This window comes from Sessilibacter corallicola (assembly GCF_021290925.1).
GTDB lineage: Bacteria > Pseudomonadota > Gammaproteobacteria > Pseudomonadales > Cellvibrionaceae > Sessilibacter > Sessilibacter corallicola.
Map to the genome: position 1 here is coordinate 969800 of NZ_JAJSLX010000002.1, position 18597 is coordinate 988396.

The window sequence follows — 18597 nt, forward strand, 5'->3', positions numbered from 1 at the left end:
TCAGTACGCTAATCAGTACGGTGTGTCTATATAATCGAACAGTGTGAAGTTGCGTTGAGTACGAGTAATGTTCACGGTTATTGACTCGGTACAACTTGTTTAACACACGGTTGTTTTTAGTATTTGGTTTTCTAATATTCCATCTGTAAGCATCATTTATGCCCAAACATAACTCAGCCTGTTAGCAGATCTGGTTGTGGATAACTCGGTATCACACGATAACTGTAGCTACTAAAACCGTATCCACTAAAACTAGAGCCATCAAAACGAGAGCTACTAAAACTATAGCCACTGAAACTGGAGCTATTGAAAAAGTTTCGGGGTTTAATTATTGGTTATTCGTAAATTTTCAAGACGGGTAAAATTTTTCTGTCAGTGGTTATAAGGCTGAACTCATTCTCGATAATTACCTTGAATTAATTATTTTGTCAGACTATGCCAGGCTTGGTTATTCTGCTTAAATTAGTGTGAACAGGCCCTAAAACGATTGGTATTCACGAGCTTCTCACTGGCTTCTTGCTGAAATCGTTTTTTACTTCTTTGTTCTTATTTAAAAACCAAATAGTGTGTTGTTTTTTCTGTGTTCGCGGGAGCGGTAAGCGGATGTGGTTTGAAATTTCTCTCTTTGTTTGGTTTTCGATCAGTTTTGTAACAAAAATGAATATGCTTAGGTAAATTGATGAAACCTGCTATGGCGAGTTTTGATGGTTTACTCGTTCTTATGCGTTATTGTTGATCAAGCCTCCTGATAAAAGCGACAGTATGAATAAATTCAAAAATTAATGAATTTATCGACAAAATCCGGGAACTTATCTGTAATATCGTCTAACTGATTGAATTTTCTGGCTTAAATTGCATGTGGCGGTGCGGAAAATTAACGCAAACTGAGATTAAATAGTGACTTACTGCACTGTTTAGGTAGTTGGCAAATAAATTCGAAAATATTTTGAACTTATATAGTGCCCCTAAGTCTGAGAGATACGTTGTGAAATTAAGTGCTTTAATTTTTCAATGTTTCCTAGCGAGATTATATCTCACATTCCCTAAGGTGTTGCTTGGGCGCTTTTTAAGCGCCTATTTTTTGTGACATATGTTCATTTATTGAAAACCTCTCCGTTAAACAATGTATCGTTTCATGATTCTGTAATATTACTGGGAATTATAAAAATGCTTAATCATCGTTAGAATTGTAATCCTAGTGTGTCTTGTGACACTGGCGATTATAAAAATCAGCTGGAATAATTTTGTTCGCGTTTATTGCATTAATTATCAGAAAGTATGTGTTTAATGAAAACGCGAGTGCGAGACTGTATTTTAATTTCGCGTTAAATAAACTGAAATTTTCGAGTTGCAATTTATTTCTAATTTTAAAATCTTTTATATGGTGAACTAAAAATAAATAGAAAAATCTTTTGCGATACGGTTATCAATTTTATTTTTAATCAGAGATTTTTCTAGACGGCTACTTATTGTCGCATCCCAACTGATGCATTCGATGTTTAGGATATTAGGGCCTGTTCACACTCACTTAATCACACCTGCTGGAGTGTATTTTTTTCGTATTTTAGGCGCAGTGAGTGTGATTTGGTTGTTCCAAATGAACGAGCTGCAACACGAAATACGGGAAAAATACGCCGAGCCCCTAGATCAAAGAAAAAATTCACAAGAAGATTTATGGAGGAGGGTACGTTGACGGTTTTGGAGAAAATACGTGTTGAGGAATTGTGACGAAATGGGAAAAAGCTAGAACCATCCAAAGATGGCTCTAGCAAAGCTGAAATGGCAATTAAACGGAAAATTTCATTTCAGGAACGTGGTCCGGTATAACCAAAGCACCTGCGGTTTTTTCAGCAATTTCTTCCACTGAAACGCCGGGCGCTCGTTCTTTTAGCCAGAACTTTTGGTCTTTAATTTCTAGATACGCAAGGTCAGTAAGAACTTTCTTAATGCAGCCTGCTCCGGTTAATGGCAGAGTACATTCAGTGAGCAATTTTGATTCACCGTGCTTGCTGGCGTGTGTCATAACAACAATGATGTTATCCGCACCCGCCACTAAATCCATGGCGCCGCCCATACCTTTAATGAGCTTGCCGGGAATCATCCAAGAAGCGATATTACCGCTGACATCAATTTCAAATGCACCCAATACCGTCAAATCTACGTGGCCGCCTCGGATCATGCCGAAAGATTCTGCTGAAGAAAAAATCGACGCCCCTGGAATTGCAGTCACGGTTTGTTTACCGGCGTTGATCATATCCGCGTCGACTTCGTCTTCGGTTGGGAATTGTCCCATGCCGAGTAGACCGTTTTCGGATTGGAACATGATCGACATGCCGTCGGGAATGTAGTTCGCAACTAACGTGGGAATCCCAATGCCAAGGTTTACGTAATAGCCGTCTTTAAGTTCACAGGCAACACGTTGTGCCATTTGTTCTCTAGTTAAAGCCATTGTTCATCTCCCCTTAGCTTGCACGCACAGTTCGTTGTTCGATTCGTTTTTCAAAGGTGCCTTTGATTAAACGGTCGACATAGATACCTGGCGTTTGAATATGCGCAGGCTCGATTTCTCCTGGCTCGACGATTTCTTCAACTTCAACCACGGTGATTTTTCCGGCAGTTGCCGCAATTGGGTTAAAGTTTTGTGCGGTGTTGCGGTAAACAACGTTGCCGAAGCGATCCGCTTTCCAACCTTTAACAATGGCGAAATCACCGACAATGGATTCTTCTAATATGTAGTCGCGACCGTTAAAGCTTCTCGACTCTTTACCTTCGCCAACTGGGGTTCCGTAACCTGTGGCGGTATAGAATGCTGGAATGCCAGCGCCACCGGCGCGCATTTTTTCAGCCAGTGTGCCTTGTGGTGTGAGTTCGACTTCCAGTTCTCCAGAGAGCAATTGTTGTTCGAACAGCGCGTTTTCACCAACGTAGGAGGCCACCATTTTTTTAATTTGGCGATCTTCAAGCAGGATGCCCAAACCAAACCCATCGATTCCGCAGTTGTTGGAAACGATTGTTAATCCTTTTGCACCCATTGCTTTAATTTGGCTGATACAGCCTTCGGGAATGCCGCAGAGACCGAATCCGCCTGCAACTATGGTCATGTTATCGGTCAGTCCCGCCATGGCTTCTTCGTAGCTGGACACAACTTTATCAAAACCGGACATAACGTCTCCTTTGATGTATTTGTGATGACAGTGATTGTTGTTGTAACTAACTTTTGACCTGGCTGTTTAAGCCTGGGTGGTAAAGCCGTTGTTTGCAAATTTTAGTGAGTGGTTATGTTTATATGTTCTCAGAAAAACGCTGCAAACGCCCTTTTTACCGGTGAGTGGCTTTATCATTGCGAATGTTGATTTATTTATCAAATATAAATAAATTATAGTTTCATTTATATTTTAAATTTATTGGTTGTGGGTTATTCGGCTAACAATACCTTCTGAGATACCAAAGAGGCCGTGATAATGAATGTAACCGTAAAGCAGATTAACGCGTTTGTAGCGCTGGCCCAATGTCGAAGTTTTGCGGAAGCGTGTGAGCGATTGCATCTGTCGCAGCCAGCGCTGAGTATCACGATCAAGAACTTGGAAGACTCCCTCGGTGGTGGCTTGTTCAGCCGATCAACACGTTCGCTTCATCTGACACCCGAAGGTGAGGCTTTTTACCCAGTGGCTCTGCGTTTGCTCAATGATTGGGATCAAGCGCTCGGTGATGTCGTCAATTCCTTCAATTTAAAGCAGGGTCGTTTAATTATTGCCGCCATGCCGTCGTTTGCGGTGGCGAGGTTGCCCAGCATTCTTGCGACGTTTAAAAACCAATTTCCCAATATTAATATTCTCTTGCACGATGTGTTGAACGAATCGGTGATCGATTTGGTGCGTCAGGGGCGAGCTGAATTGGGCATCTGTTTTAATCCCGGTGAATCCGATGATTTAATTTTTAAAGAATTGTTTAACGACGAATTAATTGCCGTTGTGCCGCAGAAACATCCGTTAACCAAAAAGGCGTCGGTTACCTGGGCCGAATTGGTCGACGATACCTTAATTATGTTGCAAAAACCGTCGAGCATGCGTTTGTACATTGAGGAAGTTTTGGCCGATCACGATTTACAAATTACTCCCGCAATTGAAGTGAATCAGCTGGCAACGGTGGGCAAATTGGTTTCTCTAGGATTGGGCGTCAGTACGGTGCCGAAAATGTGTGAACAGCAAATGGAAGAGTCTGGGGCGGTGTGTTTGCCGTTGTTAACGCCAAAAATAGAGCGAAGTGTGGGTGTTATTTGGCGGACTCGATTTGCGTTATCAGCGGCGGCTAAAGCGCTTCACAGTCAGCTTTAGTTATTTGTGTTCTCGCAGCAGCGTATTTTTAAATCCGTTTTATTCATTTTATTTTATAAATTGTTTGGCAACACTCAAAGCCATTCGTCATTTATTCGAAAATAATAACTATTGCTTGTTTACGCGTGTTTAAATTCATAAAAAAGCACCCTAATAAAACGCGTGTAAATAACGAAATTTCTGAGCCTCATAAACGGGTTTAAATCGGCAATTGGGTTGTGTACTTCACCTGTTTTAGTGCGAAATCCGAGCTGATGGAAGCAACACCCGGTAAATTCAATAAGGTGTTTTTCAAAAGCTGTTCGTATTGGGAAACACTTTTAACGGTAATTTTTAGAACGTAATCGTTATCGCCGCTGATTGAATAACACTCAATAATTTCTCGAATTTCGAGCACCGCCTGCTCAAACGCTTGGCGGGTTGCTTCGTCGTGTCTGGACATATTCACCTGAGCGAGCAAGCTAACGCTTAAATCGAGCTTGTTCGGGTCGAGAAGTGTGACGCGGCTGCGAATAATACCGTCAGCTTCTAAACGCTTGATTCTTCTCCAGCACGGAGTGTGAGATAGCCCCACTTTTTCACCCAATTCTGCCATAGAGTAATCAGCATTCTCTTGGAGTGCCCGTAGGATTTTGCGATCATAATCATCGATATCTGTGGTTGAAGACATACGCCTCGATCCAACTATTGATAGGTTCTTACTAATGATAGAACTAGATTTAAAAAATGCTTAACATTGGCTATTTTTTTACTTTAAGAATTTCTTAACAGCTGTTAGCTTAGAGAATTCGCCAAAAATTCAGTTCCCTTCATTCCCGAATTTAAGGGAGCTGGCGGAGCTGACAACTATTTGACACATCCCAGTAAAAAAATTGGGAGTGCCGTGATTGGAGTGCAGAATGTTCGAAACTTTACCGACATTAGTACCCGACCCAATTTTAGGGTTGGTTGCTGAATGTAAGCGTGATAACAATCCTAATAAAATCGATTTAAGTGTTGGTGTATACAAAGACGAAAGTAACCACACTCCGGTTATGGCTGCGGTAAGAGAGGCTCAAATCCGTTATTTGGAGTCTGAGACCAGTAAGGTGTATCAACCTCCGGGTGGTACTGAGAACTTTATCGGTAAAGTTAACGAATTAATCTTCGGCGAATCCCATCCAGCGTTAAAAGACAACCGAATTGCCACGGTTCAAGCGACCGGAGGCTGCGCCTCGTTGCATCTTGCTGCCAAACTGATCATGCGCGCAAATCCCGACGCAAAAGTGTGGTTGAGCGATCCCAGCTGGCCCAACCATTTCCCTCTGTTAAGCAGTACCGGTATCAATATTGAGTTGTATCCATACTACGACAGCGAATCGCACAGCGTTTCATTCGATAAAATGGTGTCGACCCTTGAAAACGCAGGCGCTGGCGATTTGGTGTTAATTCACGCAAGTTGCCACAATCCCTGTGGTGCAGATTTAACCAAAGAACAGTGGCGAATACTGACCGAACTCGCTCAAAAGAACGGTTTTGTTCCTTTTATTGATATGGCTTACCAGGGTTTTGGTCTCTCGTTGGACGACGACGCCTACGGAATCCGCTACATGTCGGAGCATCTGCCTGAAGTAGTTGTGTGTAATTCATTTTCGAAAAACTTCGGTCTTTATCGAGAGCGCGCCGGCAGTTTGTCGGTGGTTGTCAGCGATGCTCAACAAACATCAACGGTTATGAATCAGGCACTGAATGTTGCCCGCGGGATTTACTCCATGCCTCCAGCGCACGGTGCGGCCTTAGTTGAAACGGTTTTATCGAATCCAGATTTAAGAGACATGTGGCATAGCGAAGTTAACGCGATGCGCGAACGAATCGTGGCCATGCGCTCTGCACTTGCCGATGGTATTGCTGCACTCGGCTGTGATCGAGACTTTAGTTTTATTAAACAGCAATTCGGAATGTTTTCGTTCTTAGGCCTGACCGAAACCCAGGTAGACCGCCTAAAGACGGACTATAGTGTATATATCATTAAGTCCAGTCGCATTAGCGTTGCTGGAATTAACCCTGGCAATCTGCCTTACCTGTGCCGTGCAGTGTCTGAGGTGGTTAAGTTATGACAAACGTGTGAGAGTGACCTAAATTAGCCGCTCTCACGGATTCGAGGGCCTTACATGTCCAGCGAGATACACAGCGGACATTTTGTTTCTAACACTGAAACTAAGAAGCTTCACATCAGCGAGCTTCAAATCGGAATGTGGGTTTCCAAGCTCGATCGAGATTGGCTTGAAACCCCGTTTCTGATGCAAGGGTTTTTGGTTGAATCCATGGAGGATATCGAAACCCTGGCTGAGTTTTGCGAACACGTTTGGGTGGATGTTCACGAAGAGCAGTGGGTCGATAACTTTTCCAATAAAACCCTCAAAAACGCGCCTAAACGTCAGCGCTACATCAATAAAATTCCCGTCCGAGAAGAAAACCAAAAGGTATTCGGTGTTTACCGGGAAGCCCGCCGCATCACCAAAAGTCTGTTAGATGAAGCCAGGCTGTCGTCGGTGATCAATACCGAACAAGCCAAAGGTCTGGTGAACGAATGCGTCGATAGTATTCTGCGCAACGCTGATGCCTTAATGTGGATGTCTAAAATCCGCAGTCAAGACGAATACACAGCCGAGCATTGTTTGAATGTCTGTATTCTCGCCATCGCCTTTGCCCGTCAATTGGGTTACGCTGAAAACGAACTCCATGACATTGGTATGTGCGGTCTTTTGCACGATGTTGGCAAAATGAAAGTGCCTCTAGAAATTTTGAATAAACCCGGCAGGCTTACCGACGAAGAATTAAAAATCATGCAGCGGCACACGACTTATGGCCGCAATTTATTGATGTCGGCAGGCAGTGGCGCGGCGCAAGCGGTGGACGTTGCCTGGAGCCACCATGAGCGAATGGACGGAAAAGGCTACCCACGAGGGCTTACCGATTCTAAAATCGGTCGCTACGCCAGAATTATTGCCATTGTTGATGCCTTTGATGCAATGACAGCGCACCGAGTGTACAAACCGGCTTTTCCTGCGACCAAAGCGTTAAAAATAATTTTTCATGAGCGTGGAACGCACTACGATAAAGAGCTGACCGAAGTTTTTTTAAAAACTGTCGGGCTTTATCCGCCTGGGTCTGTTGTGGAGCTTGTGAATGGTGAGATTGGGCTTGTGGTTGAAACCAATCAACGCTATCGCCAATTGCCGAAGGTGATTATTTTACGGGATGCTAATAAAGTGCCTGTTAAAGAAAAAATCATTGATTTAGCGTTAATTGAACAGGGCAAATTGGATAAATGCTTTTTAATTAAAGATACTCACGCAGACGGTGCTTTTAATGTGAGCGTGCGCGAGTATCAAGAAAAAGGGTTGATGTTTCGCAGTCGATAATTTTTATTTAATTATCGATGTAAACGTACGCTACTTCACAAGAGTCTGTGCCCTCAATAATTCTGATGGTCACTTCTTTTTGAGTCACCAATGCCGTTAGCAATAACGAGTAGGTTTCTTCAAATACGTTGTGGCTCTTATACATAGTAAAATAAATACCACCTAATGGTGTGCAGTTAATTCCTGCCAAAGACCCGGCAGGTTTAATATAAACCCCACCGTTATTAGCTCCGGTCGGATAAACACGATCTACCGTGGTTGTGCATCTATCTGCTGTGCAATCTGCTGAACTAAAGTGTGATATTGAAAGTAAAACGAGAATGGAAAGAAATTTTTTCACGCGGGCTCCTGCGATGATTAAACATAAGTAAACTCATAACGCAGTGCGGTAAATTGAGAGTAAATCCCATTGCTAGAATCGTTGAGTGTGAGTGAAGAGCGCATTGATGCGTAATCTAAAAACTGGGGGTGTAAAGGAGCTGAGTTCAGCTCCTTTTTTGATTGTGTGCGAAGAAATTAACGGAAATATAAAAACTTAATGATTGCCAAACCGGTTGATTAGCATGCAGTAAAAAGCGTTGGGCCAGGCGAACCAATGTCGAGAAAATACCGAGTTATCGTCACTTGAGTAAGCTTCTGGTAGCGCGCCGTCAAATTGTGCTGCTTGATTGATGCGCTTTACTGTCGCATTAAAGCGTTCCTGATTATTGGTTTCTTTCGCAATGATGGCTTCTTGAATATCGCCCAGTGGCCAAGGTGCTTTGGTGTGCACGGAGCCTAATTGGTTGCATCCAAAAATACCGGATGCATTGGCTTGGCTAAACGAAAAATCCAGGGTGTTTAGCCACGTTGTATTTTGCGCATCGCAAAAATCCCACTGGATTGCGAGTGCTAAAGGTACGTCGTTGGCATCGTGATACAGTAAGTGATTACCTAACGTATCGCAGGCGTAAGAAAATATCGGTTTGCCTTCCCAGCTGGTAGTGAATTGAGACAGCGAATCTTTTTTCACATTTTCAGCCAGGGTTAAATAGTCTGTTTTTCCAGAAGCTTCGGCGTAGGTTTTTAAGGTGTGCCAAATTAAAATATGGCTGGAAAAATGGTAAGCATATTCCAGTGGGTCATCGCCGGGTGTTTCGTCGGTGGGAAACAAAAAACAGTTTTCGTGTTTTCGTTTCATAACCGCATCGATAATGCTATCAACTTGGTTGGCAAAGCGGTTTAACGTTTCGGTGTCACCACTGGTGAGCGTGTATTCTGCAAGTTCTAAAATAGGAAAAAACTGCTGGTCTAACTGATAAGCCAAGTCTTTTGCTTTTCCATTGGCAAGATAACATCGACCCCATTCGTTGGATTCGCCTCGGTCAGCAACATCAAACATCCAATTAATATGTTTGCGAACAATGTCTCTTCCTTCGCTGGATTTATCAAGAAGAACTCTGGCGACAAAGTAAGCATCTCGATTCCACGATAATGGCAATAACATATGGTCGGTGAGAATACAGGTGGCATCGGGATGATCCGACAGAGGAATACTTACTTGTTCGGCGTAAGTAATTCCACGGCGATATATTGTGTCATTGGGGGTGCCTTGTAGCTTTTGATCTTCGAGGTGGGCGAGTCTGTTTATCAGTGCATCAAAACCTTCATTGTTTAAAAGCGATTTTAATTGATCGATGTCTGTCTGAGCAGAATGGGTGGAGTTTGAAACCGCATGAAGAACATAAAATTCAAATTCTTGTTTAGAGCGGTTGTCGGATGTTGAATTGAGAAAGATCTGTTCGCACACATAAGTGCATCCTAAATTGTCATCCGTAATTTTAAGAGAATCACCGGTTTGCTCGATAATATTATTGGGAATAATGTCTTCAAGTGGGCCACCCTCAGTAATTTGGGTGTAAGCCGCTCTTTGTACCGAAGCATTACCGCACCAATTTAAATGCTGTTTGTTTGAAATCCACTGTTGGATGATTCCGTATTGGGTTGCGACAGATATAGATTGCGCATAATCCCCGTGCTGATTGGTGATTTTTATTTTAGGGAAAGAGCCAGCAATTAAAGTGCACTCTCTGTTGGTGATATCGCCTTCAAGTTTTGGCCCAAAGCCATCGCTATTGGCTACGCTTTTTCTGAATTTACGAACCTCAACTTCTGAGTAGCGATCACTCTGTTCGAACGGTTTGATGACTGTAAATCCTGCAAATCCCTGTTTTTGATGATATTTACCAAAATTAATGAGTTTGCCCGATAAATCGATCGACGCGACGAAGTCTTCCGTGCCTATGTCTAAGGGTTTGGTGTGTAACGGATCTAAATGCAGGTGAACGTCACTTGAGAATTCATCGATGGCCATGCTCAGCACCTCTTTGTATGAGCTTTTATTGTCTAGGTGGTATGGGAAAACTATATCACTTATCTTTTTAATATTTAATACCCATAATGAGTGTTAAATGCAGTGTTTGGCTTTTTGGTCTGTGTGGTTTTTAGCTGCTTATCAATATTTATGCAAAATATGTTTCTATGTGTATTGTATTAGCTGTTGTTTTTGCACGAAAAACGTACTTTTTATGCATTTTTAGAATTTAATACCTATTTTCATATGAGCATAAATTATTATTAATACTCATGAAGAGTTGTATTTGGGTTTTATTGCGGTTATATTCTCTACAAGCCAATTCTGAAGTTAAGGGGCTCTCTCTGCTTCCCTGGCTAAGACTAATGAATAGTCGCCCTTAGGTAATATAAAAATAATGATCCTTCGGAGATCCGTATGAAAATAAGTAATCTAAGTCTTGCGGTTAGTCTCGCAACAACCGGATTAATGAGCGCTTCGCATGTTTTTGCCCAAGATTTATCTTCTGAAAATAACGCGGGCCCCATAGAAGAGGTAGTGGTAACGGGTGTTGGTTCTGTTAAGCGAACGTCCTTTGATACGCCCTTATCCGTGAATTCCTTTGACGAAACAGAAATCGCGCGCCTCGCTGCTAGCAGTAACGCTGATATTTTAAGAAATGTACCTGGAATATCCGCCGAGGGTGGCGGCGGCGAAGTGGCCGTGAATTTATTTGTTCCTGGTTTGCCAGCCGCGGGTCAATACGCTTTTACACCTCTAAATTATGATAATTTTACGGTAGTCAGTTATTTTGGTTTGAACTCTTCTTCGTTCGACGTTTATCACCGTTCTGACATCGGCTTGGAGCGGGTTGAAGTGGTTCGCGGCGGTGTGTCGAATTTATTTGGTCCAGGTTCGGTTGCCGGTATTCTTAATTTCATCAGTAAAAAAGGATCTATTGATCCAGAAGCAAAAGTTGAATTGGAAGTTGCTGAAGAAGGGCGCGTTGCAACCAATTTTGCTGTGAGCGGTCCGGTTGGAGAATCAACCAGTGACTTTTACGCGTTGTCTGGTTATTACCGATACGACGAAGGCCCAATTGATACCGGATTAGAAACCAAGGGTTATCAAATTAAAGGTAATTACCTGCACGAATTTGAAGATGGCTCGGGTAATTTCGCGGTATACGGACAAGTAATTGATGACGACGTACAGTTTTTCTTGCCGTTACCACTCGATGCCGATAGCGACGAATTTGCACGCGGCAATAATGGCAGTGAAGTCAGAACCATTCAAACGGATGCATTAGACAATTTTGTTTACCCTACCGCTAATGGACTGCGAGATTTGCGCGTTGGCAATGGTGTGGAAACCAGTGGTAGCACCATTGCAGTCGAAATTAATAAAGAATACGAAAGTGGCTGGGCGTTTGGCGCAAAAGCGAAATATTCTGAATACACCCATTATTTTAATTTATTCATTCCTGCCGGTGGTGACGCCGTTCTGTCTACAGACGCCTTTTTGGCTCAGCAAGGTTTGGACGGTTTTGAAAACGCAACCTTCACCAATTTAAATACGGGTCAAACTTTAAGTGACAGTGATTTGGTGTATCGCACTCAAGCGTGGGACCGACGCCGTCCAGTAGAAGATGTAACTGCGCAGTTTGATTTGAGTAAATCGTTTGAAATTAATGGGCTGGAGCACAACTTTACCGGTGGTATTTGGTTGTCGCGCGCTGATGCCGATGATTTTAACAATCGCGTTTTTTATCTCAGCGAATTTAATGACAGCCCAGATTTACTGGCTTTGAGTGTCAGTGGCGATGATTTAAATACTGCAGAAACCGAAACCGGTACACGCCATTATTCCGTTAACGGCTTTGCCGGTTCTGGTGGTCACGTTAACGCGGGTGGTTCAGCAACCCGTCAGGCGTTTTATTTTGCCGATCAAATTGAAGCTGATCGATGGAATTTCGATATCGGATTTAGGTTTGAGCGCTTTTCTGCAGAATACTTTGACGAAGGTTCTCAAAGTGCCGCAATTGATCCCAGTTTATACGCAATCAGTGATGACGACATTGTCTTAGCGAATTTACAAAACGACACCATTGGTAACGGTATTTTTACGCGATTGGATGTTGATGCAACGGCTTGGGCGGGCGCTATTGCCGGTTTGTATCGCATTAATGATCAATTAAATGTTTACGGTAACTTATCGAGAGGTTTTTTCTGGCCGCAAGCGAGAACCTTACCAGGACAGGTTAACAATGTTTCCGGTGTTGACAATCCCATTGCCTTTGTCGAAAACCAATTTGAAGAAGAAATCATCGATCGAATTGAAGTGGGCTTAAAGCTTGATACCGAATTATTTACCGGTTCTATCGGGTTGTACAATTTGCAGTTAAGCGATAGCACCACTTTTAGGCAAGTTGAGCAAGACGACGGAACCTTCGAGGTAGAAGCCATTTTGCAGGAAACTGACACAACCGGTATTGATGCCAGCGGTACGTTCTATTTTGGTTCCAATTTCAGTGTTGATGTTAATTTAACCTACGCCGATCACGAGTTTACCGCAGGACCGAATGACGGTAATGAAATTCGTCGTCAACCAAACTTCTTAGCGGGTTCGAACTTTAAGTACGAAACCGATACCTTTGATGCAAGCTTGTCTTACAGTTATCGCGGCGACAGTTTTGGCGATGACAGTAATAACCGTGAGTTGGATGGTTTTGGTTTCTGGCGCGCGCAGGCAGGTTATAACTTGCCGCTAAGTGGTGATGATTCATTGCGTATTGCGCTCAGTATTTTCAATCTAACCGACGAAGAAGGGTTGACCGAGGGTAACCCAAGAGCGGGAACGGGTCCGCAAGGCGATTTTGCTGTTGGACGGCCAATCTTACCTCGTCGCGCTTCATTGAAGTTAACCTATACCTTTTAATTTGTTGTATGTCCTTATGAGTTTGAGCGGTTTCGGCCGCTCCTTTTTACCATTTCACTATTTTTATTTTAATCATTAAATTTATTTTTTATTCAGCTTCTTATTGAGTGTTCAATAGTCGTTTAAATTGACATTAGTAATGTTGTCTATCGGGGCAATCTTCTTTTAGCTGCTCCACAGCTAAATGTTTCTGGCGGTTCGTCCGCCTTTTTTTGAATTTTTTCCAAACTATTAAGTTGATGTTGAATGAATTACTTGGATTATTTGATTGTTTTTGGATACCTCGCTGCAATGCTGGGTTTCGGTTACACACTTAGAAAGCAAAGCAACGAAAACGACTATTTTTTAGGGGGTAATTCTTTAGGCTGGGCACCTCTAACATTGTCGACCATGGCAACGCAATTATCGGCGATCAGTTTTATTTCTGCGCCCGGATTTGTAGGATTGCGTGAAGGTGGTGGGCTAAAATGGTTGACCTATGAGCTGGCCGTGCCTTTGGCCATGATTTTAGTGGCCTTTGTTATTATTCCGCCGTTGTACCGATCTGGCGTTGTAAGTATTTACGAATTTTTAGAACGACGATTTGATCGTACAACGCGTTTTTATATTAGTGTGTCATTCCAAGTAGTACGATCTTTTAGTACTGGGATTATGGTGTATGCCACTGGAATTATTATCGAGTCGGTATTGGGTGTTCCTTTTTGGCAGTCAATTCTAATTATTTGTGTCATCACCATTATTTATTCCTTGCAAGGCGGCATGAAAGCGGTGGTGTATGGCGATGCCATTCAGATGATTCTAATCATTCTCGGATTGATTCTGTGTGTGTTTTATTCGGTGCAAGCTTTGGGTGGTGTGGACTCGTTTTTATCCGGTATCGATAAAGAGCGGCTAGTTGCTGTTGATTTCGGTTCAATGGGTTTTAATGGCGATGAATTTGGTTTTCTTCCCATGCTGTTCGGTGGTTTTGTATTGTACGCGTCCTATTACGGGTGTGATCAAACCCAAGCTCAAAGAGCACTGTCTGCGCGAAGCTTAAATGATATTAAAAAGATTCTGATTGCCAACGGTTTGCTGCGTTTTCCAATTACAATTTTATACTGTTTTGCTGGCTTGTCGGTTGGAGTATTGGCGTTGAGTTCGCCGGAGTTTTTGTCCAAAATTCCTGAAGGCAAGCCCGATTTTATGATGCCAGTATTTATTATTGAATACTTGCCTAACGGTTTAATTGGTTTGTTGCTGGTTGCCATACTAGCCGCAGCAATGTCAACGCTAAGCTCAACCATTAATTCCTTGTCTGCGGTCTCTATTGAAGATGCCCAACGTCTTGGGCTTCTTAAAAAAGGTGGTAACTCTGAGGTTTTAGCGTCACGAGTGATTGCGTTATTTTGGGGGGTATTAACGTTAACGCTTTCTATTTTTGCTGGAAACATCGCGCCAACCGTTATCGAAGCCATTAATAAAGTAGGTTCGGCATTGTACGGACCTATTTTGGGCGTATTCTTATTTGCCATTTTAACCAAAAAAGTTTCATCTTTATCGATTAATATTGGTTTGACAGCAGGGCTGGTGGTTAATTTAATTTTTTGGTTGGCTGTTAAAAATGTATTTTGGATGTGGTGGAACGTTATTGGTTTCGCTGTTATGTGTTTAGCAACCTACCTTGTTCATATTGTTGTCTCTGGTCGTGAAAAATTTTCGGAAGTCTCTCTTGAAAGCCTGCAAGATGCTGTTAAGTCAAAAGAGTCCTTTGTTGGTAAAGATGTTTTAATAAGTTCTGCGGTTCTGGTTTTATTTTTCGCCATCATTTTGTCGATTAGTATTGTGATAGAAAATATTGTTTAAGTGATTTGGGTATTTATATGATTGGGAAGTCTGGTCTTACCGATTTGTTTTTAACAGGCGTCAACGCTTGTTTGCCCGAAGTCGCAATGGACGGAAAAATACCTGATTTATCCGAATACAAAAAAGCGTACTTGTTGGGGTTTGGAAAAGCTGCAGTTGAAATGGTGGCTAGTGCACGAGCACAAATCACGATTCCCGTTGAAGGTGTTGCAATAACTCGGCACGGTTACGGCAATAACCAAACGATTAATGACATCGAAATTATGCATGCCTCTCATCCTGTGCCCGATAAGTCATGCACAAAAGCAACATTAAGGCTAATCGAAATTTTAGAAAAAGCGACTGAAAACGATGTCGTGATTTTTCTGGTTTCCGGTGGTGGTTCGTCGCTACTGTGCGCCCCGGCGGAGGGAATTTCACTCGTTGATAAAAAAAGCATTACCAAACAATTGTTGTTTTGTGGTGCGTCTATTTCGGAAATCAATAAGGTTAGGCCGTATTTATCACGTGTGAAAGGCGGGCGTTTAATCAGTCGCTGTGCTTGTCCGAATGTTATGAGCTTTCTGATATCGGATGTTGTTGGTGATAATCCGCAAGCCATTGCCTCTGGCCCTACGATTAATAACTCGACGGATATTAACGAAGTTTTGTCGATATTGGCTAAGTACGATATTGATTTGTCTGAAAATATTATCGAGTCGATGCGCGCTAATTCTACGCCCGAAGTACTCTGCTCAAATTACGACATTATTTCTAAAAGCTCGATCGCTCTAGACACTATTGAACGCACGCTAGAGCGTGGTGGATGGCAAGTCGAAAGTTGGGGTGATGCTTTGGAAGGTGAAGCTCAAGAAGTGGGTCGGCATCACGCAGAGTTGATAAATCGGCTGGCGCTAAGTAAAGGAAAATATGCCTTTATTTCTGGAGGTGAGCTGACCGTTACTATCAATAATCCCAATGGTGCAGGCGGGCCTAATCTCGAATATTTACTGGGTTTATTGAGCGGCATTGATAAAAAAATTCATTTTGAAGCGTTGGCTTGTGACACCGACGGTATTGATGGTTCCGAAGACAACGCCGGAGGTTACGTTAATACAACCACGTTAGATCGAAGCGAAGCCGCTGGTTTGAGTGTTAGCGAGCAATTGCAAAGTAACCAATCGTATGAATTTTTTAAAACGATTAATGATCTGGTGGTCACCGGGCCTACGGGCACGAATGTGAACGATATAAGAATTATTTTGATGTACGTTGATTAATAAGTTGGGGGAGAGCATGAGTTCAGACGTAAAATACGCAGTAGGTCAAAGTGACAATCGTCCTTGGGGAAAATGGCAGGTGGTTGATGTTGGCAGCTTTCATATTGTTAAGCGCATCAGTGTTAATCCCGGTGAAAAATTGTCGTTGCAAAGCCATCAGTTTCGCGATGAGCATTGGGTGATTGTTGAAGGCTCTGCTCAGGTAACTTTGGGTGAAGAATTACTTAAGCTCAATCAAAACGACAATGTTTTCATTCCGAAAACCGTTAAGCATCGTATCGAAAATATCGGTGACTCTGAACTTATTTTTATTGAGGTTCAAGCGGGCAGTGCACTTGATGAAAGTGATATACAAAGGTTCAATGATCAATACGGTCGTTCGTAGTTAGATTCTGGAGAGAGAGTATGTTTGGCGCGATTGAAGCGGGCGGAACTAAATTTGTGTGTGCTGTTGGAAATAGTCCCGACGATATCATTGAATCAGCGGTAATAGATACCACCTCGCCAGAAAAGACTATGGCTCAGGTTAAGCAATTTTTTCAGCAGCAATTTCCTGAGCCCATCCGTGCGATTGGATTGGGAGCATTTGGCCCAATTTGCTTAGAAAAACACAATGAGAATTTTGGCTCAATTTTAGAATCGCCCAAGGAAAGCTGGTCGGGCTTTAATATTTATCGTTATTTAACGGCTAATTTTAAGGTTCCGATTCATGTCACTACCGATGTTAATGCAGCCTTATTGGGTGAATTTTATTTTGGGATTGCAAAAGGGTTACATTCGGTTGTTTATTTAACGGTAGGTACTGGCATTGGCGGTGGTGCCATTACTAATAATCGTTTGATCTCTGGTATTTCTCATCCTGAATTCGGTCACATGATGTGTAAACCGCATCCAAAGGATATTGATTTTAAGGGTGTGTGCCCGTATCACGGCGGACATTGTTTTGAAGGCGTTGCCTCTGGTCCTGCGATCAAAGCACGTTCAAAAAAGCCCGGTTATGAAATTTCTGAAGATGACGAACTGTGGGATATTGAAGCGTATTACTTGGCCCAACTGACGTTTAATTTAGTCAGTACGTTTGCTCCTCAGAAGGTGATACTGGGTGGTGGAGTTATGAAACAAAGCCATTTGTTTGATAGAATTCGTACTCACTTTAACCTATTAAACAAGGGCTATACTCAGTTAGACGCATTCAATCTTAATGTAAACGAGCTTGTAAGCCCTGTTGCGCTTGACGGCAATGCGGGTGTGATGGGCTGTTTGTATCTGGCTAAGTACGGTTTTGGAAAACTGGTTACGTAAGAATTATTTATTCGGGAAACGTTATTTTTAACAATGGTTGTTCCTTCATTTTTTGAAAAAAATAATATTAAACAGAACCTTCTTAGCGAAAAGAAAGTACTGAGTGTTGTCTTGCAACGGCACTTTGTTTCCCAGCCAGACATCTGCCGCTACACCGACTTGGCCCAGCAAAGTGTGTCGCGTATTGTCAAAGGTCTCACCGATATTGGTGCCATTGTCGGTGAGCGCGTCTCAAGCGGCAGAAGAGGCCAGCCCAGTATTTCCATCCGAGTTGTGCCAGAGTTTGCGTACACTTTTGGCGTCGCCATCATGACCGATTCTTTTTCGGTGGTGCTAATGGACTTCTCGTGCCAAGTCTTAGAAGAAGTTCACTGCCATGAAGCCACCATGGATCGTCCGCGAATTGTTGCGAAAATCAATGAAATCTTCGAAAACCTCCTGAGTAAACATCAAATTGATGCCAATCGAATTGTCGGTGTTGGTGTTGCCATTTCTGGTTATTCCCTGGGTGGTACGGGTATGTACAATCCTCCCCGAGCCCTGGGCGACTGGGCGCTGATCAATCTGGTAGAAGTATTAACCACAGATTTCGGTTTCCCGGTTTGGGTCGAAAACGACGCTAATGCCGCCGCAGTCGGCGAGAGCTTGATGGGCGCGGGCAAAACCTACAAAGATTTCGTTTATTTGTATCTGGCGGCGGGTATCGGCGGTGGTGTGATTATCAACGGCGAGCTTCTTCGCGGCTGCCACGGTAACGGCGGCGAAGTGGGCTTAATTCTGCCCAGTGGCATGTATTTGGAGCCCAATTTAAGTTTGTTGGAGAAAACATTAACTCGAAATGGCGTCGAGGTTGATGGCATTTCCGACTTGTTGTCACGTTTTGATGTTAACTGGCCGGGTGTGGAAGAGTGGTTAAATAAAACGCAGGAATCTTTTTCGTTGATTGTATCGGCGTTATCGGCGATTTTAGACCCCGAAGCCATTGTTTTTGGCGGGCGTATCCCGGCTTCTCTGAGTAAAAAAGTCGCATCAAGGTTAGAAATTTACGACGATGCGCGACGGGCTTCTCCGCGTCCGTTACCGCAATTGATGAGTTCCGATTTGACCGACGGCGGCGCAATTGGCGCCGCCGCACTGCCCTTAAAACAACACTTTTACCCCGGTGGAGTCAGCGTTTAGGTATT

Annotated in this window: 14 protein-coding genes; 9 read left to right on the forward strand and 5 right to left on the reverse strand. The window is 43.0% G+C overall.

Going from position 1 to position 18597, the window contains the following annotated elements; genetic code table 11:
* Positions 1–1786: 1786 nt before the first annotated feature.
* The gene (locus tag LU361_RS11400) at positions 1787–2449 is read right to left on the reverse strand and encodes a CoA transferase subunit B (protein ID WP_233088969.1); all 663 of its coding nucleotides are present in this window, start codon (positions 2447–2449) and stop codon (positions 1787–1789) included.
* A gap of 13 nt (positions 2450–2462) precedes the next feature.
* The gene (locus LU361_RS11405) at positions 2463–3164 is read right to left on the reverse strand and encodes a CoA transferase subunit A (protein WP_233088970.1); all 702 of its coding nucleotides are present in this window, start codon (positions 3162–3164) and stop codon (positions 2463–2465) included.
* Positions 3165–3461: 297 nt separating this feature from the next.
* On the opposite strand from LU361_RS11405, the gene LU361_RS11410 reads away from it, so the two are divergent.
* Positions 3462–4334: a LysR family transcriptional regulator gene (locus tag LU361_RS11410; RefSeq protein ID WP_233088971.1), complete on the forward strand. Its 873-nt coding sequence runs from the start codon at positions 3462–3464 to the stop codon at positions 4332–4334.
* Between the two features lie 199 nt (positions 4335–4533).
* Here LU361_RS11410 and LU361_RS11415 read toward each other — a convergent pair whose 3' ends face one another.
* Positions 4534–5004 carry an Lrp/AsnC family transcriptional regulator gene (locus LU361_RS11415; protein ID WP_233088972.1) on the reverse strand — a complete coding sequence of 157 codons (471 nt, stop codon included), beginning with the start codon at positions 5002–5004 and terminating at the stop codon, positions 4534–4536.
* A 229-nt stretch (positions 5005–5233) separates the two neighbouring features.
* On the opposite strand from LU361_RS11415, the gene LU361_RS11420 reads away from it, so the two are divergent.
* Both LU361_RS11420 and LU361_RS11425 read left to right on the forward strand, forming a co-directional pair.
* Positions 5234–6430, forward strand: a complete 1197-nt coding sequence (locus LU361_RS11420; protein WP_233088973.1) for an amino acid aminotransferase — start codon at positions 5234–5236, stop codon at positions 6428–6430.
* A gap of 54 nt (positions 6431–6484) precedes the next feature.
* Entirely contained in the window at positions 6485–7738 is a 1254-nt protein-coding gene (locus tag LU361_RS11425) for an HD-GYP domain-containing protein (RefSeq protein ID WP_233088974.1), read from the forward strand.
* Positions 7739–7745: 7 nt separating this feature from the next.
* Here the strand turns inward: LU361_RS11425 and LU361_RS11430 are convergent, their stop codons facing one another.
* Entirely contained in the window at positions 7746–8078 is a 333-nt protein-coding gene (locus LU361_RS11430) for a hypothetical protein (protein WP_233088975.1), read from the reverse strand.
* A gap of 195 nt (positions 8079–8273) precedes the next feature.
* Complete coding sequence (locus LU361_RS11435; protein WP_233088976.1) at positions 8274–10091, reverse strand: glycoside hydrolase family 125 protein; 1818 nt, start codon at positions 10089–10091, stop codon at positions 8274–8276.
* Positions 10092–10508: 417 nt separating this feature from the next.
* Here LU361_RS11435 and LU361_RS11440 point away from each other — a divergent pair, with 417 nt between their 5' ends.
* The 6 genes from LU361_RS11440 to LU361_RS11465 all read left to right on the forward strand — a co-directional run bounded on the left by LU361_RS11440 (position 10509) and on the right by LU361_RS11465 (position 18592).
* Entirely contained in the window at positions 10509–13007 is a 2499-nt protein-coding gene (locus LU361_RS11440) for a TonB-dependent receptor plug domain-containing protein (RefSeq protein WP_233088977.1), read from the forward strand.
* Positions 13008–13253: 246 nt separating this feature from the next.
* On the forward strand, positions 13254–14852 hold the full coding sequence (locus LU361_RS11445) for a sodium:solute symporter family transporter (RefSeq protein WP_233088978.1): 1599 nt from the start codon (positions 13254–13256) through the stop codon (positions 14850–14852).
* A 17-nt stretch (positions 14853–14869) separates the two neighbouring features.
* The gene (locus LU361_RS11450) at positions 14870–16111 is read left to right on the forward strand and encodes a glycerate kinase type-2 family protein (protein ID WP_233088979.1); all 1242 of its coding nucleotides are present in this window, start codon (positions 14870–14872) and stop codon (positions 16109–16111) included.
* A 16-nt stretch (positions 16112–16127) separates the two neighbouring features.
* Entirely contained in the window at positions 16128–16496 is a 369-nt protein-coding gene (locus tag LU361_RS11455) for a phosphomannose isomerase type II C-terminal cupin domain (protein WP_233088980.1), read from the forward strand.
* Between the two features lie 20 nt (positions 16497–16516).
* Positions 16517–17413: an ROK family protein gene (locus LU361_RS11460; protein WP_233088981.1), complete on the forward strand. Its 897-nt coding sequence runs from the start codon at positions 16517–16519 to the stop codon at positions 17411–17413.
* Positions 17414–17524: 111 nt separating this feature from the next.
* Complete coding sequence (locus tag LU361_RS11465) at positions 17525–18592, forward strand: ROK family transcriptional regulator (RefSeq protein WP_233088982.1); 1068 nt, start codon at positions 17525–17527, stop codon at positions 18590–18592.
* Positions 18593–18597: the final 5 nt, after the last annotated feature.